The 20,095-nt window shown below is 44.8% G+C and carries 20 protein-coding genes; 18 read left to right on the top strand and 2 right to left on the bottom strand.

Annotated elements, in window-relative coordinates; translation table 11 throughout:
• Positions 1 to 7: 7 nt before the first annotated feature.
• From ACTNE6_RS04810 to ACTNE6_RS04875, 14 genes are all read left to right on the top strand, one after another.
• Entirely contained in the window at positions 8 to 1,156 is a 1,149-nt protein-coding gene (locus ACTNE6_RS04810; protein ID WP_442498793.1) for a hypothetical protein, read from the top strand.
• Entirely contained in the window at positions 1,156 to 1,503 is a 348-nt protein-coding gene (locus ACTNE6_RS04815; RefSeq protein WP_442498794.1) for a hypothetical protein, read from the top strand. Before ACTNE6_RS04810 ends, ACTNE6_RS04815 begins: the two co-directional genes overlap by 1 nt.
• A complete protein-coding gene (locus ACTNE6_RS04820; protein ID WP_442498795.1) occupies positions 1,484 to 3,079 on the top strand; it encodes a hypothetical protein in 1,596 nt (531 codons plus the stop codon). The genes ACTNE6_RS04815 and ACTNE6_RS04820 overlap by 20 nt, the downstream gene beginning before the upstream one ends.
• A complete protein-coding gene (locus tag ACTNE6_RS04825) occupies positions 3,080 to 4,216 on the top strand; it encodes a gp53-like domain-containing protein (RefSeq protein ID WP_442498796.1) in 1,137 nt (378 codons plus the stop codon).
• A 12-nt stretch (positions 4,217 to 4,228) separates the two neighbouring features.
• Positions 4,229 to 4,657 (top strand): hypothetical protein, encoded by a 429-nt coding sequence (locus ACTNE6_RS04830; protein ID WP_442498797.1) that lies wholly within the window; start codon positions 4,229 to 4,231, stop codon positions 4,655 to 4,657.
• Between the two features lie 126 nt (positions 4,658 to 4,783).
• The gene (locus tag ACTNE6_RS04835) at positions 4,784 to 5,929 is read left to right on the top strand and encodes a hypothetical protein (RefSeq protein ID WP_442498798.1); all 1,146 of its coding nucleotides are present in this window, start codon (positions 4,784 to 4,786) and stop codon (positions 5,927 to 5,929) included.
• A gap of 98 nt (positions 5,930 to 6,027) precedes the next feature.
• On the top strand, positions 6,028 to 7,095 hold the full coding sequence (locus tag ACTNE6_RS04840; RefSeq protein ID WP_442498799.1) for a hypothetical protein: 1,068 nt from the start codon (positions 6,028 to 6,030) through the stop codon (positions 7,093 to 7,095).
• A 15-nt stretch (positions 7,096 to 7,110) separates the two neighbouring features.
• Positions 7,111 to 7,560 carry a hypothetical protein gene (locus tag ACTNE6_RS04845; RefSeq protein ID WP_442498800.1) on the top strand — a complete coding sequence of 150 codons (450 nt, stop codon included), beginning with the start codon at positions 7,111 to 7,113 and terminating at the stop codon, positions 7,558 to 7,560.
• Between the two features lie 12 nt (positions 7,561 to 7,572).
• A complete protein-coding gene (locus tag ACTNE6_RS04850; protein WP_442498801.1) occupies positions 7,573 to 8,814 on the top strand; it encodes a hypothetical protein in 1,242 nt (413 codons plus the stop codon).
• Positions 8,814 to 10,634: a lytic transglycosylase domain-containing protein gene (locus tag ACTNE6_RS04855; protein WP_442498802.1), complete on the top strand. Its 1,821-nt coding sequence runs from the start codon at positions 8,814 to 8,816 to the stop codon at positions 10,632 to 10,634. Before ACTNE6_RS04850 ends, ACTNE6_RS04855 begins: the two co-directional genes overlap by 1 nt.
• A gap of 19 nt (positions 10,635 to 10,653) precedes the next feature.
• Positions 10,654 to 10,872 (top strand): hypothetical protein, encoded by a 219-nt coding sequence (locus tag ACTNE6_RS04860; protein WP_442498803.1) that lies wholly within the window; start codon positions 10,654 to 10,656, stop codon positions 10,870 to 10,872.
• Positions 10,862 to 11,203 carry a hypothetical protein gene (locus tag ACTNE6_RS04865; protein WP_442498804.1) on the top strand — a complete coding sequence of 114 codons (342 nt, stop codon included), beginning with the start codon at positions 10,862 to 10,864 and terminating at the stop codon, positions 11,201 to 11,203. The genes ACTNE6_RS04860 and ACTNE6_RS04865 overlap by 11 nt, the downstream gene beginning before the upstream one ends.
• A gap of 639 nt (positions 11,204 to 11,842) precedes the next feature.
• A complete protein-coding gene (locus tag ACTNE6_RS04870; RefSeq protein ID WP_442498805.1) occupies positions 11,843 to 12,325 on the top strand; it encodes a hypothetical protein in 483 nt (160 codons plus the stop codon).
• The gene (locus ACTNE6_RS04875; protein WP_442498806.1) at positions 12,322 to 12,723 is read left to right on the top strand and encodes a hypothetical protein; all 402 of its coding nucleotides are present in this window, start codon (positions 12,322 to 12,324) and stop codon (positions 12,721 to 12,723) included. The genes ACTNE6_RS04870 and ACTNE6_RS04875 overlap by 4 nt, the downstream gene beginning before the upstream one ends.
• 365 nt (positions 12,724 to 13,088) lie before the next feature.
• Here the strand turns inward: ACTNE6_RS04875 and ACTNE6_RS04880 are convergent, their stop codons facing one another.
• Together ACTNE6_RS04880 and ACTNE6_RS04885 are read right to left on the bottom strand one after the other, a co-directional pair.
• Entirely contained in the window at positions 13,089 to 13,730 is a 642-nt protein-coding gene (locus tag ACTNE6_RS04880) for a hypothetical protein (protein WP_442498807.1), read from the bottom strand.
• Between the two features lie 235 nt (positions 13,731 to 13,965).
• On the bottom strand, positions 13,966 to 14,991 hold the full coding sequence (locus tag ACTNE6_RS04885) for a hypothetical protein (RefSeq protein WP_442498808.1): 1,026 nt from the start codon (positions 14,989 to 14,991) through the stop codon (positions 13,966 to 13,968).
• Positions 14,992 to 15,475: 484 nt separating this feature from the next.
• On the opposite strand from ACTNE6_RS04885, the gene ACTNE6_RS04890 reads away from it, so the two are divergent.
• Genes ACTNE6_RS04890 through ACTNE6_RS04905 form a run of 4 tightly spaced genes read left to right on the top strand, consistent with a single transcriptional unit; the run spans position 15,476 to position 20,067 of the window.
• A complete protein-coding gene (locus ACTNE6_RS04890; RefSeq protein WP_194969037.1) occupies positions 15,476 to 15,667 on the top strand; it encodes a hypothetical protein in 192 nt (63 codons plus the stop codon).
• Between the two features lie 29 nt (positions 15,668 to 15,696).
• Positions 15,697 to 16,395, top strand: coding sequence for an ABC transporter ATP-binding protein (locus tag ACTNE6_RS04895; protein ID WP_442498809.1), 699 nt, complete (start codon positions 15,697 to 15,699; stop codon positions 16,393 to 16,395).
• The gene (locus ACTNE6_RS04900) at positions 16,379 to 18,901 is read left to right on the top strand and encodes an FtsX-like permease family protein (RefSeq protein WP_442498810.1); all 2,523 of its coding nucleotides are present in this window, start codon (positions 16,379 to 16,381) and stop codon (positions 18,899 to 18,901) included. Before ACTNE6_RS04895 ends, ACTNE6_RS04900 begins: the two co-directional genes overlap by 17 nt.
• The gene (locus ACTNE6_RS04905) at positions 18,898 to 20,067 is read left to right on the top strand and encodes a lipocalin-like domain-containing protein (RefSeq protein ID WP_442498811.1); all 1,170 of its coding nucleotides are present in this window, start codon (positions 18,898 to 18,900) and stop codon (positions 20,065 to 20,067) included. Before ACTNE6_RS04900 ends, ACTNE6_RS04905 begins: the two co-directional genes overlap by 4 nt.
• The last annotated feature ends 28 nt before the right edge of the window (positions 20,068 to 20,095 follow it).

Genomic DNA, 20,095 nt, shown 5'->3' on the forward strand with positions numbered 1-20,095 from the left:
AAATACAATGAGCGGATTAGAGTCAGCTACCTATATAAACCAATTAAATCCACTTAATCCTGATGGATCAATCGACTTCGTATCAACGGCAGATGATCACATTAGGTTAGTGAAATCTACAATACAGAATACTTTTACTCGTGTTACCGGTGCTACCACAGCATCACATGATGACCTGAGTTCTACCACTTACCTTGCAGATACCGGTATTGCCAACGCGATTGTGGTTACACCTTCTCCTGCTTGGACAGCCTATAGCGCGGGCAAAGGATTTACCTTTAAAGCCGCTTATTCCAATACCGGCGCTACTATAATCAAAGTAAACAGCTTGGCTACAATTTCAGTAGTCGGACAAGACGGAACTGCCGTCCCAGCTGGGACTATTATCGCTGGAGGTGTTTATACAGTTCGATTCGATGGGACCTCATTCCAGTTATTATCACATGGAAATACTAGGTTTAAAGGTAATGAAATTAACGTTACACCTGCATCTGGCACTGATGTAACTATAAAAAACACATCAACCGGAAGCATCTACCTGAATACTAACGGAGCTTCATCATTCCGCGTTACCTCTACTGGAGTAGCTATCACAGGTACGGCGAGCGTGAGTAGCACCGCCACATTCAACGGATCAGCCGCATTCAACGGTTCAACATCATTCGCATCAAAACCAACAATTTCTGGTGCCGGATCGATTGATACCTTTCCTTCTGGTACACGTATGCTGTTTGCTCAAAACTCAGCGCCTACTGGATGGACACTGGATACTTCGTTGGATGGACGAGCTTTATTTATCTGGTCTGCAAACCCATCGACTGCTACAGGTGGTGCTACCACCGCAACCCAGCAAGCTACATACGGTAACTGGTATGGTGGTTCTCATACACCGGTTTATAACCCATATGTTGCAACCCACAACCACAGCGCATCATCTTCTGTTAGCGATCCTGGTCACTCACACAGTTACACTTATGCGTATAGTGCTGGAAACCAAAAACCAGCTAGTGGTGGTACTGCTCCATATGATAGCAGCGCAGCCGCCGTTACCAGTGTAAGCGGGACTGGTATCACTGTTAGCACCACAGTTTCTAACAACTCAGGTACGAACTTCACGCCAAAGTACGCCACAGCCATTCTAGCGGTTAAAAACTAATGGCAATTGAAATAGTACATACCTGTCCACTTGGACACACTTGCGAAGAAGTCAAAGACAACAAAATTCATCGTTGTGCTTGGTATACCGCTTTAGGTGGAACTAACCCGCAAACGGGTGAATTGATCAAAGAGGAATGGAATTGCTCTCTGGCTTGGATGCCCATTATGTTAGTCGAGACTGCAAAAACAAACCTAGGCCAAACTGCCGCTATTGAAAGCTTCAGGAACGAAACTGTCAATCAAGCCGCCCAGACCAATGAAATATTGGCTACAGCAGTTAATTTCGCGATAAATAAAGATAAACCGGTAAAGGAACTACCAACTTATGACAATCGCATCATTTAACAACATAGCATCACTTGGAGTTATAAAAGACGTTCAATCAGAAAACTTACCAGCAGACAATAAAGTAGGTTTAGCTTGGACTGATGCTCAAAATATGCGTTTCAAAGGCGGGTCAATCGTCAAGATGCCCGGTTGCGAAACGTTAATTGATACCTCATCAACTATCGCTCCTTATTTCTATACCCGCATACAAAAAGACTCCAGCAGTTTTTATGTTTATGGTGGGTTGAATAAAATGTACTGCTACTATTCGGGCAGTCATTACAACATAACCAGACAATCAGCGGGTGTTGATGTTAACTATAACTGCAACAATGATCGGTTATGGACTTACACCTTATTAAACGGCCTGCCGGTATTCAATAACGGTGTTGATGCGCCTCAATCCTGGGCCGTTAACCAATCAACGCGAATGGCTAACCTGTCTGGTTGGAAAACTAACTATACCGCTAGAGTTATTCGTTCATTCAAAGCCTATTTGGTGGCTGCTGATGTAACTACAGCAACACCACAGCATTTAGGCTCTAGGGTAATGTGGTCAGCATCTGCCTTGCCTGGAGCATTGCCTACCTCATGGGATGAAACTGATACTACCAAAGATGCAGGTTATCAAGATTTATCTGATACTGAAGGTGACATTATCGACATGCTTCCGTTAAAGGATGTCAATGTCATTTACAAGAGTACCTCCACCTATGTTATGTCCTATGTAGGCGGAACAAAAATATTCAGTATCGTAAAAGCCTTCCCCAATATCGGGATGCTGGCTAAGAACTGCGCAACTCATTTCAAAGGCAAACATTTTGTTGTTACCAACGATGATGTAATTATCCATGATGGATTTACTTACCAGTCGATTATAGACAATAAAAATAAGCGTTTCTTGTTTACCTCTATAAATTCAAGTGCCTTGCAAAGAACATTCGTGGTGCCTAACTATGCCCGTTCTGAAATATGGATTTGCTTTGCTACGGGGGTATCAACTTTCCCTGATCAAGCCTTGGTATACAACTACGAAGAAAATACCTGGACTCGTAGAGTATTGCCCTCTGATACACCTTGCATAAACGAAAGCTTTGTCGATATTGCTACGGTAGGAACCATAGATAGCTATTCATCAACACTTTTCGCGGACGCCACATTTCCATTTGATTACAGCAAATACAACAAAACGGCTTGGTCGTTAATAGTCGCCGATAAAAACAACTCCAAACTGTATTTAATGGATCAATCAGTAACTACCGAAAATGGTACTGAAATGATCTGTTTTGTTGAGCGCCAAAACTTACCTATTGGTGCTGACCAGACTATAAAAACGATCAAACGCATCTATCCCAAGACCACGGTAGCGGGTTCTTCGGTCAACAAAGTACTGAATATCTATGTCGGTGCTCAAATGTCCTTAGGCCAGTCTGTATCTTGGCAAGGTCCGTATCAGTTCAATATGGAAACTGACCATAAAGTGGATTTAATGGCTACCGGTAGGTACGTCAGCTTAAAGTTTTTAACCAACACGGATTGTGATTGGTCCATGGAAAATTTCGATGTGGAATTCATCGAAAAAGGAAGATGGTAAATGTATACCCCAAACTTAATACCTCAAGATATTAACCAGCTATCAAGCTACTTATCGCTAGAACTAAACAACATATCCAATGCTGACTTTGATTGGTCAAAAATCACTTCTGGCACACCAACCACCGTACAGGGTTATGGCATCACTAATGCTGCTCGCACTGATGCGGTTCCCACCTTTGCTGGTGGTGTAACTGGTTCAGAAGGCGGTGAAATTCATTTAGCAAAAGCAGCTTCTGGTGGCCTCTCATACGACACGATAATAGATATATTGGGCACCAATCTTAGAATTTTTGAAGGCGGCGGTAGTACTAGGGGGTGTTACATAGATTTAGCCGATTGCGGGAACAGTGCTACCACTAATTTACTTACTCCTGCTTGGTCGAATGTTACGGGTAAACCTACCTCTCCAGCATCCGGTAATTGGTTTTCAGGTGGTTATCCTGTCATTAATGCATCTAATGGTGTTATGGAAATTGGCCGGTATATTGATTTTCATAGTACTGATGCAAGTACTGCTGATTACACATTTAGAATTGATAATTACTCAGATGGTAATTTAACTCTCTCTGGAAATATTTATGTTGGAGGAACACTTACTACAGGCAGCGTAATTTACCCGATGGAATCATCAGGGCAGATGTCGGTCACCACGTCTGGTACGAAAGGACTTGAAATTAGAAGTGATGGTGGCGCTACGTCTGCCTCCTACATAAGTTTTCATAGACCAGGATCATATGCAGTACATTTTGGGCTAGGCACCAACAATAAGTTAAGTGTTGGTGGATGGAGTTTAGGCAACGTTCAATATGAAATATTTCATTCAGGGAATCTCCCTACTTACTTCCCTAAATCAGCCAGCACTAACGGATATCAGGAACTGCCTACGGGAATAATAATTCAATGGGGCCAAGCAACTTCTTCAGGTACTGCTGCCAATAACTGTGCTGTTACTCTTCCAACGTCTGTATCTACCGCATTGTATTCAGCAACAGCCGTAATCGCTGGTACTAGCGCCGCAGCTTACTTAGTACTGGTATCTGCTAGTACAACATCCACTGTCACGTTCTCAGTATCCAATGGTGCTGGTTCTTATCTTTCAGGAATCTCTATTAGATGGATGGCTATTGGCTATTAAAAGGATTTACTCATGGCAATATTTTTCTCAAAAACAACTAATGGTTTTTACGATGATTCATTATCCAGATGCGTTTTGCCTCCTGATGCGTTAGAGATTACCAGTGAAAGGCATTGGGAATTATTGGATGCACAAACTTTAGGTTACCGGATTGTTGGTGATGATAACGGACTCCCAACATTGATAGCTCCTGATCTTACCCCAGCCCCATTAAGCTGTACCGCTTATCAAATCAGACAAGCCTTAACTCAATTAGGATTGCGCGAACAAGTTGAGACTGCTGTGGCTAATAGCACAGACACCGCCTTGAAGGATGCTTGGAATTACGCGCAAAACTTCATTAGAAATCATCCGAAGGTAATTGAGATGGGAAATCTTATCGGTCAAACACCTGAACAACTGGATGCGCTGTTCGAATTGGCCGTTACTTTAGCCCTATAAAAAATCATCACTTCACTAACCAAGGATATCCCTATGGTTACATAAATCGATAAATATTAAATATACGTTTCAAGGATGAACAATGAATCGAAAAATCAATTTATTCCCTAGTTCTGGAGGTCGCTTATGAGTGGTGGTTCAAGCGGCGGCGGTTCTCAGAACTCTAGCACAGTAAACAAACAAGAACCTTGGGCACCATCTATGCCTTACCTTGAACGAGGGATGCAAGATGCGGCTAAGTTATATTCACAAGGTCCAGCTCAGTACACGCCTTGGTCACAGGTGGCAGAGTTTAGCCCACTTCAAAACAATGCGATGAACGGCATAACCAGTTATATCAATTCTCCTGGTACGCAAAACTTCATGAACAAAGCATCCAATACAGCTCAAGGTTTAATGAATGGTCAAAATGGCGTATCCGATATGGCGCAGTATGGAGCTAACCGATTAGCAGGATATGTTTCAAATAACAACCTAATGGACACAGGAAATGCTGTCAACCAGATGGCTTATGGTGATAACACCAATCCGTATCTAAAAACTCAAGTTAATGGCGCGTTACAAACCTTATCCAACAATTTTCTAACCAATACATTACCTGGATTAAGAAGACAAGCTATCGGTGATGGTAGTTATGGCTCAAGCCGAAATGAAATGATGGAAGGGCAAGCCTTGGCGGGTCTGGATAATCAGTTACAGCAAACTTCAGCTCAGATGTATCAAAACGATTACAACACGCAAGAAAGTAATCGTCTGAACGCATTAGGGCAAGCCAGCGATTACCTCAATAACCAAGCCCAATTCCAAAACAACTTAATTGGTCAAGGTGCTCAACAATACCTGAATAACATTCAAACCGGTTTAGGCAATTACACCAGCACAATGGGTATGCCATTAACGATGATTGATCAGTTAATGCAAGTGGGTAATCAGAAATACACCCAGACACAAAATCAGCTTAATGATGCGACTAATCGTTGGAATTTTAACCAGAATAATGCCTGGGACAACTTAACTAAATTCAAACAATTGATTGATCCAACAGCCAGCTATGGTGGTTCAACATCGGGTTCGAACAATGTTACCAATCCAACTCATTCTTCAAATACTGCGGGCAATGTCCTTGGTGGATTGTTACAAGCTGGAGCCTTATACGGCCAGTTAAAAGGAGGTGGAGTAGGTAATTTATTTAGTTCTGGTGGTGGTACGGTGAACGGCATCAACATGAACAATACCAGCCTAAATAACTTGGGCAGTATGGTTAAGTTCTAACCAATAAACAGAATCAAAAGGAATTGATTAATGAAAATAAAACAGACTTTCAAAACAGATTTCCCCCTGTATACGGACATTAGCTCTTGGGGGTACGTATGAGTGGTGGTTCAAGTGGTAGCAGCTCTCAGGATACAAATGCCCAAAGTCGTAATGAACCTTGGGCAGCGGCTCAACCGTATATCATCAATGGCTATAGGGATGCTGCTCGTCTATATTCACAAGGTCCGGCTCAATACACACCTTGGTCGCAAGTGGCTCAATTAAACGGTGATCAAAATGCTGCGATTGATTCAACCAATAGCTATGTAAACGCTTCAGGCACTCAAGCTTATATGAATGGTGCGTCGAATACCGTGCAGCGGTTATTAAACGGCGTAAATAATCCATATACAGCGCTTTCTAACAAGGGTCAGAGCAATCTTGCAGGATACTTATCTAGCAACAATGTCAACGATCCTTCACAAGGTATTAATCGATTTTTATATCAAGATACTCGCGATCCATCGTTAATAAATAATGTAACGGGTGCAACTGAACAAGCTAATGGTGTTTATGACAAGTTGGCCGGGATGATTCAAAACCAAGGCGGCTTTGGTCAAAAAATCGCTGATCAATCTCATTCAATAAATATGGCTAACTCAGCAACAAACATGCTGAGCGATGCGTACATCAATCAAAATGCGAATAGATTGAATGCTGTCAATTTGGCAAACAACAACAAGCAATCGCAAATGAATATTATCGGCAGCTTGTTAAACAATAACGCCAACTTCGATACCACATCCAAATCAATGGGATTAAGCAACTATAGTCCGGTAATCAATACACCGCTGACCTTATTGGGGGCGCTTAATCAAATGGGTGGTGTTCAGCAAAATTATACTCAAGCTCAGCTTAATGATGCGACTAACAGATGGAACTTCAATCAGAATGCCGCTTACGACAATCTGGTTAAGTACCGCAACCTTATCAATCCCGATCCTTCATGGGGCACTACCAATACGATTGGCAAAAGCACAGCAACACCCACTAAAGGCAATGCGATGGGTGGGGCATTGGGCGGCGCGGCTGCTGGTGCAAGTATGGGTAGCATGTTTGGCCCTTGGGGTACTGCTATTGGCGCGGTTGCTGGTGGTTTAATGGGTGGATTATCACAAAGTTAATTAAAGGATTAATACATGAAATTTCTAAAACGTTTTTTAAAGACCTATTTTCCGCATGTGTTCCCATTGTATATGGGTGGTAGTTCTGGAGGTGGAGGCTCAAGTCAACCTTCTTATGAACCAACGCAGGATGCACGTTATATTTCGGCAGCGGATTACCTTAAATCCTTGGAGCCTGCTTTATCCAAGAATACCAACAAAATGACTAATGAGGAGATTCTGGCCTCGTTACCTGATATTCAAAAATTGATTACGCAAGGCAATAACGCATTTGTAGCACCATCAGGGCCGCAAGCTAACTGGGGCGTTATAAATGATTATAGCCCACCAGTAGGGCCAGGACTTATCACTCCACAATACGCGCCACAATATAAAGGCGGGATGTTTAGTGGACCACAAAGTGCTTCACCCGAAATATTAGCTACATTACAAGCTGTTTTAGGCAGTTCAAATTTATCAAAATAAGGAAAATTATCCATGGACGGATTATCTAAATTTTTTGAAAACCCAATGATTCAGAAATACATGCTGGCTCTAGGCGCTGGCATGATGAATCAACCTACATTTGGTCGTTCTGTTGGTAACGGAATGCAATTGGCTTCTCAAGTGGCTATTGATGACATCAGTAACCGTCAGAATGAAGCACTCATTGAGAAAAGACGGCAACAACAGTTGCAAGATGCTTTATCCAATCAAAAGGCCTTGTATGAATACAAAAAGCAAATTGATGATGAGCAAACAGCCAAACAACGTGATCAGATAAACAGCGTTATTGATGCGTTGGGATTAGATGGAAAGCAATCAAACATGATGAAATTGGTTGCTCAATATGACCCTAGTGCGATCAGTTCCGTATTATCTGGAAAACTGAATGGCGATAAGCAGTGGGAATTGAAAAATGATCAAGTGAATGGCGGATTCGTTAAATTCAATCCCAGCACTGGCGAAATTGCGCCTGTTGCTACAGAAGTTCCTACACCATATTCAAATGTTACAACTCCAACTGCATCCGTAAATCCAGGTGTCGCTCGACCAAGAAACCTATTTGATGTTTCCGGTATGTCGCCTAAAACAAAACAGCTATACCAAGAAGCTCAGGTAAAGGCTGATGTTGATAATCTGGCTAAACAACGAAGTACTGCTCAAGAGTTCGTCGCAAATGATCAGAATTATGATTCCAACAGACAGCAAATTTTTGATGCCTTAGATCAAATGGAATCGCACTTAAAAGGTGATGAAAACTTCAGAAAGAATGATTGGCTATGGGGCAATTTGCCTGACAACAGTATTACCAACACTATTCGTTCGAATGTTACCGAAGATAAAAATAACGGGTTGCTAAAGCGCGATATTAACGCTCAGGTATTCGATTTAATAAGACAAATGGCGCAAGCAGGGGGCTCAAGCAAGATATTTGATAGTAATGCTGAAAGGGAAGCTCTGAATTCAACGATTCTTGATCCGAAAACACCTTATGAAACGAAGTTGGAAGCTATTCAAAGTTTACGCAAGAAAGCTGAATTGGCAGACCAACAATATCAAACCAAACGCAACTATAACTACGATATGTTAGGTCTTGAATTACCGAAAGGTAATTCCAAGTCTAAAAACAATATTATATCGATACCCACAAACGGCAAAGCCATCGGTTCCACAGGGATGATGGGTGGTAAGCGGATACGTGTTGTTGGTGCGAATCAGATTGAGGTATTAGATTAATGGATTTATCTAATTTTATAACAAGGATGGAGCAGCAATATCAGTTAAAACCTGGCGTGTTGCAAAAATTGATAGAAGTAGAAAGCAGTGGGAATCACGAAGCAGTTTCAAAACGAGGTGCTATTGGCCTGACTCAATTGATGCCTGATACAGCTAAAGAACTAGGCGTTGATCCACAAGACCCCTATCAAAACATTGAAGGTGGAGCCCGCTATTTAAAACGTAATTTAGACAAGTTTGGTGGCGATTACGCCCAGGCTATTGCTGGCTATAACGCTGGACCAAACAACAAAGCGGTAACTACTCGTAATTGGGATATGTTGCCGTCTGAGACTAAAAAGTACGTTAACAAATTTGCTGACTTTATCATTTCACCGGCTAGTGCCGATGAAACTCCATATCAATCACCTAAGCCAGAAGCTATTACCTGGGATGATGAACAGCCTAAAGAACCGGTTCAACAAACCAGTCAGATTGTTTGGGATGATGAGTCAAAACCTAAAAAGAACGAAACATCCGCTATTGAAGCTTTAGCTCAAGGTGCGGCTAACTGGGGTACTGGCAATTTTGCCGATGAAATAGTCGGCGGATTAAATGCTGGTATCGGGATGTTATTGAACGAAGACCTGAGAAAAAACGGCTGGGATGAAAACTATAAGATGGCTAGAGATGCTTATAGAGATCGTACCGAATCAGCTTGGAATGAACATCCTGTTGCTTATGGTACAGGTGCTGTTGCTGGTGGCGTTCTTAGTCCAATTAACAAAGTTGCCAAAGGCGCTGGCTTGGTAAAGCAGGGGGCTTTATCGGGAGCTATCTATGGTGCTGGTAATGCTAAAGAAGTCGAAGACATGCCAAAAGACGCTTTGATTGGCACAGTGATGGGTGGTGGTCTTGGTGCAGTTGGTAATGGATTAGGTAAGGCTTACCAAGCATTAACACCTAATAAGCAAAATAACATCATTACTGAAAAGGCTAATGATGTTATTGAAAGCATGCTGCCTTCATCTTGGCGTCCGAAAATCGATACGTCAGGCGCAACGACGGCAAATAGATTGGATGTTATAAAAGACCAAGCCAAAAAGCTGACAAATACGGAATACAGAAGTGTTACTGAAAATAACATGAATGCCAATCTTCAACGGTTATTTTCAAATCCCAACCAAGCTGAACCTCAAGTTATTGTGGGCAATACTCAACGGGCAGTTGCGGATTTATTAAACAAGCGTAGTTCGGGTTTATCGAGATTGCCTAGTGCTGAGGCGAAAAGTGAATTAAGCCAATTTGCTGAAGGATTAAAGAACACCACGTCTTTTGATGATTCATTGAACCTGTATAAAGACATTAATGAAAAAATCCGTTCATTGAAAACAGAAGGCAAGGATGTGGCTTATTGGAACAATATCAAGAAAGCTTTAGAGCAAGATATTGATAATTACGGAACCTTCAACAATCGTTCCAATGTAACTGACGCATGGAAAGAGACAAAAGCCAATTACGCTAAGCTGCATTCATTCGACGATTTGAAAAGTTTGTATGACAAATCATTCAACTACGTTGATAACGAAGCAAGGTTTGATCCACAGAAATTTGCCCATTACGCAAAGAATTGGCTATTAAAAGACGGTAAGCATTTACCTCAAGAAGATAAAGAACGGTTGATTCAATATTTCAAAGATGTATCCGGCAATAAAACTGCTGTCAATTATGCTAGAGGCAAGACCAAGGAATTAGGTGAGAGAGCCTTTGATATATTGAAGCTGTTGGGTATCGGAACTGCTGGAGGATGGATTTACAACAAAGCGACCGCTAACAATTAAATAAAAAAGGAATTTGCATATGTCAGAAGAAAAGGATTTCAAGGATATTTTTACGAGTAGAACATTTTGGGTCAACATTGTCGCTATTGGTGGCTTTATCATTCAGCGGAAATATGGATTCGTGGTTGATGAAGCTCTACAAGCTCAAGCTTTAGGGGTCATAAATATCTGGTTGCGAACTATAACCAAACAGCCAATTGTTTGGTCAAAAACCAAAGGAATACCAGATGAAAAGTAGAGTAGAAGACTTTAACCCCAACAATCATGATTGTTGGGAGCAGCACCATATAACGGACAAACGTATAACAGTATTAGAAAACAAGATGGAGACAATGGAACAGGCTTCAGTCAACTTAATAGAACGTCAAGAAAAACACGAGCAAAAAGTAGATGTAGCCTTTGAAAAATTGTGTGTGTCTCTGGATTCAGCTGTATCCAAATTTGAAACATTTGAAACAACAGTTAAAACAGCTTGGAAAACCATCACCATTGGCGGAATGGTATTAGGTGCAATATTGGCTGCTTTGTGGGCTGTTGCTTCAAAAGTATTGCCCCTTATAGCGAGCTGATTGGGGCAGATAACTTACAGAGTTTTAGGCATAACCTCAGAATTGGTCTAAGGCTTTAAAAATTTATTGAATATAAAAAATCTCGTCTGCGGATATACAAATCTGAGCCAATAGGTAGGGCTTTTTTTAGATTTGTGAGTCTCATGCATCACTGAGAGGCGAATTTGACGCAATCATTGCCTTGCTAATTTAACCATCTGGAATTTTTTTGAAAGGCAAATATTCCAACTTTTATTTAAATTATTTGTTTTATCAAATAGTTACAATTTATTGAGTTGAAAAATAGGTTATACTTATTTTTCTACTGAAAAATATAGTTTCTAGGATGATTATTTCGTAATGTAAAATATCAGTGCCATAGAATTAATTTTTTATTGACATTTTAAAAATTTCTGCTAATCTTTGCCACATCGAGCTCATGCTCGGCAATGTAGAGATAGCTGCTTAGCACAGTACAGGGGGTTAAGACCCGTTAGTCATTTCACTAACTACCAGCTCCACATTGTTGTTGTCAGTCAATCATTGGGTTGGTTGCTGGCACCTAAGCACTAATTTTTTAGTGCCTTACATACTCGGACACCGAAAGGTTCCGATGCGAACAATGGTTAAAAATTTTAATTTTTATTAAGGAGTCTCAAAATGACTAAATTTCAAAAACACACCCATCAATCTCATAACCTCCAAAACATGCCAGAAACAACTCCTGACACTGTTTCAATCTACACTTTCAGTAAAAAGCACAAAATCCAATTGCTGGAATTTGCTGATTTTGGATATCTGGAAGCCTATATTAATGATGATGAGTTTGATGCAGGGGTCCACATACCGTTTGAAGTGTTTGTTGAATTCGCTGATACGGAGGAAGAATGCGAATCTATATTCGGAGTATTAAGAGTACCCGTGGATGATTATGAGCCTCAGCTCGACATCATTGAGCATTTACATGAAATCGGTAAGTTTGGAAAAATATGCAACAAATTGCTCAAATTTGATTGGGAACTACCTGATAACGTAAGAATACAAAAAATTGTCTTATCGCCTGTTGGCGCAATGGACACCAAGTTAGGTAGCATTGAAAGACAGTTCGTCATAACACCTTCATTTGTTGGAGGTGCTGTATGAGCGCCAATAAAACCACACTAGCCCAATTAAAGAACAGATTTCAACAAAGCTTTGAAGGGCTCGAAGGTAAAGAGCAGATAGCGGACCCAAATTCATTCGCACCAAAAATGACTCGTGAAGAGTTGCTGGCAGATATGAATCGAGATTTGACCATTTTGGTGCAGCAGATTTGGGGTGAGACCAAGGTGTCTCAAAGAGGTAATAGATATAGTGTTGTTTATTGTACCTACTTGCCTATAGGTGATACTGAACCAAAGACTTATCAAGCTGCTGTTTTTAGTCCAGCCGGCAAATTGATAGTCGAAAACTTGTGGGAAGGTGGAAAGTACAGGATAAAAACTGTAATGTCTGACCGTGGGTATTATGAATGGTCAAGTGCTGAGGAACTGATAGAGTAGCAACTGTTCGAAAAGGGCCTGTAAAAAGGCCCTTTTCTTTAATAGAGAAAAGAGAACCACCATCACCATTGAGCTTAGCCTGAATGGTCAAATCAACTAAAAGCTAACGGCGTTTTACATTTCAATAGCATGGAAGAAAGCTCCCTCCCTGTAAAATTCTGGATCTGATTTGATATAAAAGAAATCAAATTCAAACTTATGCTAACAGTATTTAAAAAAAATGAACATGAGTAGCCGCTATCGGCTATGAATGGACGATCATAGATATCAGATGACTGGCTGGTTAACATCGGCAAGCAATTCTTTCGTAACGCCGCGATCAATCAAGAAGGGGAGATAGCGCCGATGTCAGTTGTAGTACCACGTTAGCGGTGATATTGCTCAATATGCGGTTTAAGCTCATTCTCAATTGACTTGATAATATCTTCAAGGCGTTTTTTATATTCATCTTGATCAGACGCTCCACGTGCATACATTATACGCTTTCGTTTCTTAATCTCCTCTGCTCCAGGGTTCTCGTAGTGGCTATTCGGATTCATTGCCTCCAGGTGATCCTCGATTGCCCACAGTAGCTCTCCAATCAATCCGTTTAAAGGAGAAGTGATTTCAACTATTCTTTGACCCCAGACCACCTCCGCCTCAAGCAGAGCAGTATCAAGTGATAATTTTGATTTTGGAACGGACTCCCACCTTTTTTGATATGCCTGAGCCATTGCATGCCACTGCTTTTCTTTTCCTGACAGTTCCTTTAGCTTCTCCTGTGGCATTTCAGGCTCTTGAGAGTATTGCATGAAAGGATGCCTTACACTCGCAATAGCCTCGCGCAACTCATATATCGAGCGTAGTAGCTTCTTGGCTAACTCATATTCTGTGTTGCCTTTCAATTGCCTCCGCCATGTATTAAGTCCATTCCATCCAACATAGCCACCAACTATTGCTGCTCCGGTAAGAATAAAGTCCTTCAAAATCGGAAGCCAATCCTGCAGGAAACTGAGTAGGTCTTTCATGATTAATCGCTAATAAGTGATTCTCTAGATCTACATATTTTACTTACTGGACCACGGCATTAGAACAGTTTTTCTGAAAACATTGTAGTGTTAAACGGAATAACATGCTTAATTTTCACTACAAACAGATCCAGATAAATTCAATACTTATGTTTACAACTGACTTGTCCAAGCAGTTCTACAAATGACCACTATAATGCTAATTATTGTCAGATTAAGTCCAGACTTTTACTGCTTAACTTCGAGTACAAATGGCGCTATATTCATCATCAACTTCCTTACTGAGTTGTTCAATATAGTGCGAGTCCGCACACACTATGCTCCGTTGAGGGTGATCTATTCGCGATTGGAAGCTTTTAATCCGTTCCAACAGTTCCATACCATTGCGGTTCTTGACTCCCCAAAAGAGCTTGAATACATTGCTTAGACGTTCAAAATATTCTGCTTCTGACTCACTGTTTTTGATGAACATTATCCTCGCGACTTCTCGAATAGCACGGTCTCGAGTTGCGGCGAGCCATTGAATATTTTGGTCCCTCTTTATCAAATCGTACCAATGCTGCAAGAAGCAAAGATCCCATGCTGCATTCCGAACGTCTTTCAACTCATGTGATTTGAGCATACGACTGATACGTCCGTTACTTAAATACAGACATAAAAAGAAGAACGCCGGAGGCGTGAACATGTATTTTTCAAATAGCCAATCCGTGAGCTGCAGCATTACCTGATAATCTGTTACTTCAGATGCCTTGATAGCTAAAGCTTTTTTGATTGTGACAATATTTCTTTCGAATGGCTTGAGCTTTGGTGGTATTGTCTTTGATTGAAGCTCCCCTGATTCAAAATGTGGAACCGCTCCCGGTGGGACTGATGATCTTAGGCCAAGAGCTATATCGAGATAGATATTAGCGTCAAGATTATCTGCACTTCGAAACAACGCCAGTTCAGTATCCGCAGTCGAAAGCCCTGCAGAATCCATGAATTCATTATAAGCCAGGCCAGGATCAGATAGAATATCGGCTGCATTTAGAAATGCCTGCAATCCAGCGACGACTCTTAAGCTTTGGCCTGCTGCACCGTCAGGGATGTGGGCTCCCCTGATGAGCTTCACGAGATCGGTAACGATATTGCGATCGAGTAGACAAGCGATTTTCTCAAAATCATGGAGTTGGTAGTTCACCAATCGATATTGTTGCTCACCATCCAAATCTGATGCATTTAACAGGATGTCATCGGTGATAAGCATCTGCTCAACTATCATGAAGTCGTCGAGCCTAGGGAAAGAGAAAAGAATTTCCATCAAGCTAAAAAATTATAATTTAAATAATATACATTCTATCTTAACCTGATCAGATAAAATAATCTTTCAAATCCAATTATCTTAGCTGGACCACAAGCTCAATAGGCACAAAAGACAGTTTCGGGATAACATCAGAAGCTAACTTAGCATTAACTCTGAATGGTAAATTTTGCCGACAGCAGATATTCATCTTTTAATGTCAGCATAAGTCTGAGTTTGTTTTCAATTATGTCAGATTCAAATCAAAAACTGTCATAGGTAATTGATTGTTTTCTTAGGATTTTTCAAAAAAGTTAGAATCTGTAAAAAATCCCCACCACCCCCACTAAAAGCGTTTTAACTCGTTGATTTATCAGGTGTTAATGAGCTTATGAAATTAATCTTGAATTCTTTGATCAAAATCAGTTCTATTAAGGCTTTAACGAGATTTGCATAGGAGGGTTTAATGGAAATCTTCGATTCAATTAATCTTTATCTGCACAGTCATCCGACACTGCTCGCCGAGATGATGTTCCTTTTTCGTCTCAAAGCCTGGATTCTTTGCGGGCTGGCGCTTTATTTCGTTGTCCTGATGCACAGGACCCAGAAGAAAGAACAGGCCGAGCTTGCCAAAAGGGATGACAATTTTCTGGCCTAGCGCCGGAGGGAATTCAAGGCGCTACCTTTATGCCAACAGAAGCGGCCATATCGATACAAAAGCTGAGCAAAAGCTATGAGGAATCAGGCAAGCGGCATAGCATTTTCACTGATCTGACCCTGGAGGTGAGCCGTGGCGAGTTTATCGTGCTGCTCGGCCGCAGCGGCTCCGGTAAATCGACCTTGCTGAATCTGATCAGCGGCATCGACCCTCCCGATGCCGGCAACGTCATCATCAACGGCACCGATATCACGGCGCTTTCCGAGCACGGACGCACGCTGTTCCGCCGCCATCATCTGGGTTTTATCTTCCAGTCTTATAATCTGATTCCCACCCTGACCGTGGCTGAAAACCTGCTGTTGCCGCTGGAACTGATCAGGCCCCTGGCACGGGTGGACCGCGATAAAGTCGCGGCGCTGCTGGACAAGCTTGGCCTTGCCGACCGTCATGATACTTATCCCGACCGCCTGTCAGGCGGCGAGCAACAGCGCGTCGCCATCGCTAGAGCACTGATTCACGATCCGGACCTGATTCTCGCCGACGAGCCGACCGGCAATCTGGATCTGGAAACCGGCAGCCAAGTTCTGGCGCTGCTCGATACGCTGGTTAAAAAAGCCGGCAAGACTCTGGTCATGGCGACGCACAGCCGCGAAGTCATCGGTCAGGCCGACCGCATTGTTTCAATCCGCGATCAATCACTGGTTCCGGTTGATGAGATCTGTCCTTAACCGGGCCAGCCGCAATTTTCTATGGCGGCATCCCTGGCAGCTAGTCCTGGCGCTTCTGGGTATCGCCCTAGGCGTCGCGGTCGTGGTTTCTATCGAACTGGCGATGGAAAGCGCGCTGGCGTCCTTCGACCAGACGCGCAAGGCTTTTTCGGGGGCGGCAACGCATCGTATCGTGGCCGGCGACGGCGGCCTCGATGAAAAATTCTACACGCGGCTGCGCGTGGAGCAGGGCATACAGCAGTTGTCGCCGATCGTAAGCGGTTATGTGCGGCGGTCCGATGACAGCTTCAGGCTGATCGGCATCGATCCGTTCGTTGAGAAATCCTTTCAGTCGGCCTGGCAAAAACAGTACGGCGATGTCGGCTTTCTTGCCCGCCTGATCGCCGAGCCCGGCACGGCGCTGGTCAGCGGGCAGACGGCAGCGCGCCTGCATCTGAAAGTTAGTGACGAAATCACGGTCGAGACCGGTAACGGCGAGCGCCGGTTAAAAATCATCGCCCTGTTGTCGCCATCCCATGCCATCTCCGAACAGGCGCTGTCGGGATTGATCATAACCGACATCGCCACGGCGCAGGAGGTGCTGGGCCTGTATGGCAGGCTCAGTTACATCGATGCGTTGATCGATAAAGACGTATCCGATACGCTGGCCCGGATACGCAAGGCGTTGCCGACCAATGCTTTATTGCTTTCGGCAGACGACCAGTCGCAAGCCATGCGCGAGATGACGCGCGCGTTTTCGATCAACCTGAAGGCCTTGGGGCTGCTGTCGCTGCTGGTCGGGCTGTTCCTGATCTATAACACGATGACGTTTCTGGTCGTGCAGCGCCGGCGCCTCATCGGCAGTTTGCGCGCCCTGGGCGTCACGCGGCGGCAGATCTTTCAGCTCATTATCAATGAGACCTTCTGGCTGGCGGTAGCCGGCACGGCGATCGGCATCGCGCTTGGCATCCTGCTGGCGCAGGGCTTGCTGCATCTGATCTCGGGCACCATCAACGCGGTTTATTTCCGTCTCGACGCGGCTTCTTTAATGATCACGCCCATGCAATTGGGCAAAGGCATCCTGCTGGGGCTCGGTGCGACCTTGCTGGCCGTGTTGCCGCCCGCTTTGGAAGCGACGCGCTTGCCGCCAACGACGGTGTTGATCAGGTCGCAGCTGGAATCGGGCGTGCGCCGGTTGATCAAAGTGACGGGCATGGCGGGCGGCCTGTTCATAGCGATTGGCCTGGCGCTGGCGCTGTGGTCCGGTAAAAGCATTTCGTTGGGGCTGGTCGGCATTTTTCTGTTGCTGTTCGGCTTCGCCTTGCTGACGCCGGTTTTCACGCTGATGGTCATGAAATTGGTCGAGCGCGTGTTCGGGCGTATTTCAGGCGTTTTGGGGCGCTTGCCGGCGCGCATGGTATCGGCCGAGATCAGCCGGACCGGCATCGCTATTGCGGCGCTGATGATGGCTGTTGCGGCGACGATCGGCATGGATCTGATGATAGGCAGTTTTCGGCACACGGTGCAGGAATGGCTGCAAGGCGCGCTGCGCGCCGATCTGTATGTAGCGTTGCCGGCCGAGAAGACGCCGGCTTCCGCATCCGAAGCGCATCGCCTGAAAGCAAAACTGGCCGCGCATGCCGATGTGCAAATGCTGAGCAGTTTGCTGGCTGTGAACCTGATCGCCAATGATGCGCTTACCAGAGTGTCGGTGTATGAGCTGAATCCCCAGGCCAGACGCGGCTTTGTTTTCAAGCAGGCGGCCAGTGCAGTCTGGGACCGGTTCGAGCGCGAACAGACGGTTATTGTCACGGAACCTTATGCGTATCATCATGATGTCAAAGTCGGCCAGACGATCATGATGCGCACGGAAAAAGGTCAGCAGCCTTTTGAGGTGATCGCGGTTGAAGCCGACTACAGCGACCAGGGGCATCTGGTGATGAGCCGGCGCAATTATGGACGCTACTGGCCCGATCTGGGGTATTCGGGCATCGGCATTTACGCCAAACCCGGCGTGGACTTGAAACGGTTGGAAGACCAGCTGGGTCAGTGGCTTAAGCCGCCGCAGTCGATACAGTCGAACCGGGCGATTTATGAGGCATCGATGGGTTTGTTCGAGCAGACGTTCACGATTACGGAAACCTTGCGCTGGCTGTCGGCCATTATCGCGTTTGTCGGCGTTTTCAGCGCCCTGATGGCCTTACAGTTCGAGCGGACGCGGCAATTGGGCGTGCTGCGGGCCATAGGCGTCACGCCGGCGCAGCTGACGGCGCTGATCATCGGCGAAACGGGACTGATGGGGCTGGTGGCCGGCCTGTTTGCCGTGCCGGTCGGCTATGTTGTCGCGTATGTGCTGATTTTCGTCATTTACCTGCGTTCGTTCGGCTGGACAATGGCGTTTTATTCCAATGCGGCCGTTGTTTATCAAGGGCTGGCGCTGGCGTTTGGCGCCGCTTTGCTGGCGGGCGTCCTGCCGGCGCTGAAAATGGCGCGGACCCGGCCGGCCGAAGCGTTGCGTAACGAATGATGAAAAAACTGATTTTTTTTGGTTTGCTCATAGTGCTGGCGGTCCTCTGGTGGCTGCCTGTCAAATTCCCGTTTGATCTCAAGCCGCTTCCTGACAAGTCTTTCGGTAAAACTTTGTCGAAAAAAGACGATGCCTTCAGTAATGTATTGTCCGAAAGCGACAAAGGCTTTGCAAGGGCTCTAAAGCCGCGTAAGTTCTCGTTTCCTCTCGATCATGGCGCGCACGATCAATACCGGACCGAATGGTGGTACTTCACCGGCAATCTGAGCAGTGCCGAGGGCCGTAGATTCGGCTATGAGCTGACGTTTTTCCGCTTTGCATTGAGTCCTGACGCGCTAGTATCGAAGTCAGCCTGGCGAAGCAATCAAGTATACATGGCTCATTTGACCCTGACCGATGCCGAAAAAGACCGTTTTTATACCGACGAGCGCTTCAGCCGCGCCGCCAATGGCTTGGCCGGCGCCTCTGATAAACAGTATCGGGTCTGGCTTTATGACTGGTCGGCTTCTGCCCGGGACGGCCCGGATTTTCCGTTGCGTCTGTCCGCAAAAAGCGATGAATTCGCCATCGATTTTATGCTGACGCCAATGAAGGGGCCGATTTTTCAGGGCGAGCACGGCCTGAGCCGGAAAAGTGATGAACCCGGCAACGCCTCGTATTATTATTCCTATACCCGGCTGGCGACCGAGGGCAGCGTGCGCATCGGCGACACTCTGTTTTCGGTGATTGGCAATAGTTGGATGGACAGGGAATGGAGCACGAGTTCATTGTCTAAGGAGCAGGCCGGATGGGATTGGTTCGCGTTGCAGCTCTCCGATGGCAGCGAATTGATGTTTTACCAGCTCAGACGCAAGGATGGTAGGGTTGACCGCAACAGTTCCGGTTCCATCGTGCTGGCCGACAATGTCAAAGTGCCGCTTACGGCGCAGGATGCGGCGATCGAAGTTTTGGCTACCTGGACGAGCCCGCATTCGAAGATCCGCTATCCGTCATTGTGGCGCTTGAGCGTGCCCGGCCAGCGGCTTGAGCTTGATGTCGTGCCGCTGATAAACGATCAGGAACTCAATGTCAGCGTCCGGTATTGGGAAGGCGCGGTCAGCGTCAAGGGGACAAAAAACGGCAGGCCGGTTTCAGGCCAGGGCTATGTTGAGTTGACAGGGTATTGATACGCATTGCGTGTGGGTATGGGTAATT

It is taken from the genome of Methylobacter sp. sgz302048, from assembly GCF_052162025.1.
Taxonomy (GTDB): Bacteria; Pseudomonadota; Gammaproteobacteria; order Methylococcales; family Methylomonadaceae; genus Methylobacter.

What these genes read in the sequence shown, in the direction of transcription:
- ACTNE6_RS04810 (WP_442498793.1), top strand. Translation starts at nt 8, where the DNA reads ATGAGCGGATTAGAGTCAGCTACCTATATAAACCAATTAAATCCACTT.
- ACTNE6_RS04815 (WP_442498794.1), top strand. Translation starts at nt 1,156, where the DNA reads ATGGCAATTGAAATAGTACATACCTGTCCACTTGGACACACTTGCGAA.
- ACTNE6_RS04820 (WP_442498795.1), top strand. Translation starts at nt 1,484, where the DNA reads ATGACAATCGCATCATTTAACAACATAGCATCACTTGGAGTTATAAAA.
- ACTNE6_RS04825 (WP_442498796.1), top strand. Translation starts at nt 3,080, where the DNA reads ATGTATACCCCAAACTTAATACCTCAAGATATTAACCAGCTATCAAGC.
- ACTNE6_RS04830 (WP_442498797.1), top strand. Translation starts at nt 4,229, where the DNA reads ATGGCAATATTTTTCTCAAAAACAACTAATGGTTTTTACGATGATTCA.
- ACTNE6_RS04835 (WP_442498798.1), top strand. Translation starts at nt 4,784, where the DNA reads ATGAGTGGTGGTTCAAGCGGCGGCGGTTCTCAGAACTCTAGCACAGTA.
- ACTNE6_RS04840 (WP_442498799.1), top strand. Translation starts at nt 6,028, where the DNA reads ATGAGTGGTGGTTCAAGTGGTAGCAGCTCTCAGGATACAAATGCCCAA.
- ACTNE6_RS04845 (WP_442498800.1), top strand. Translation starts at nt 7,111, where the DNA reads ATGAAATTTCTAAAACGTTTTTTAAAGACCTATTTTCCGCATGTGTTC.
- ACTNE6_RS04850 (WP_442498801.1), top strand. Translation starts at nt 7,573, where the DNA reads ATGGACGGATTATCTAAATTTTTTGAAAACCCAATGATTCAGAAATAC.
- ACTNE6_RS04855 (WP_442498802.1), top strand. Translation starts at nt 8,814, where the DNA reads ATGGATTTATCTAATTTTATAACAAGGATGGAGCAGCAATATCAGTTA.
- ACTNE6_RS04860 (WP_442498803.1), top strand. Translation starts at nt 10,654, where the DNA reads ATGTCAGAAGAAAAGGATTTCAAGGATATTTTTACGAGTAGAACATTT.
- ACTNE6_RS04865 (WP_442498804.1), top strand. Translation starts at nt 10,862, where the DNA reads ATGAAAAGTAGAGTAGAAGACTTTAACCCCAACAATCATGATTGTTGG.
- ACTNE6_RS04870 (WP_442498805.1), top strand. Translation starts at nt 11,843, where the DNA reads ATGACTAAATTTCAAAAACACACCCATCAATCTCATAACCTCCAAAAC.
- ACTNE6_RS04875 (WP_442498806.1), top strand. Translation starts at nt 12,322, where the DNA reads ATGAGCGCCAATAAAACCACACTAGCCCAATTAAAGAACAGATTTCAA.
- ACTNE6_RS04880 (WP_442498807.1), bottom strand. Translation starts at nt 13,730, where the DNA reads ATGAAAGACCTACTCAGTTTCCTGCAGGATTGGCTTCCGATTTTGAAG.
- ACTNE6_RS04885 (WP_442498808.1), bottom strand. Translation starts at nt 14,991, where the DNA reads ATGATAGTTGAGCAGATGCTTATCACCGATGACATCCTGTTAAATGCA.
- ACTNE6_RS04890 (WP_194969037.1), top strand. Translation starts at nt 15,476, where the DNA reads ATGGAAATCTTCGATTCAATTAATCTTTATCTGCACAGTCATCCGACA.
- ACTNE6_RS04895 (WP_442498809.1), top strand. Translation starts at nt 15,697, where the DNA reads ATGCCAACAGAAGCGGCCATATCGATACAAAAGCTGAGCAAAAGCTAT.
- ACTNE6_RS04900 (WP_442498810.1), top strand. Translation starts at nt 16,379, where the DNA reads ATGAGATCTGTCCTTAACCGGGCCAGCCGCAATTTTCTATGGCGGCAT.
- ACTNE6_RS04905 (WP_442498811.1), top strand. Translation starts at nt 18,898, where the DNA reads ATGATGAAAAAACTGATTTTTTTTGGTTTGCTCATAGTGCTGGCGGTC.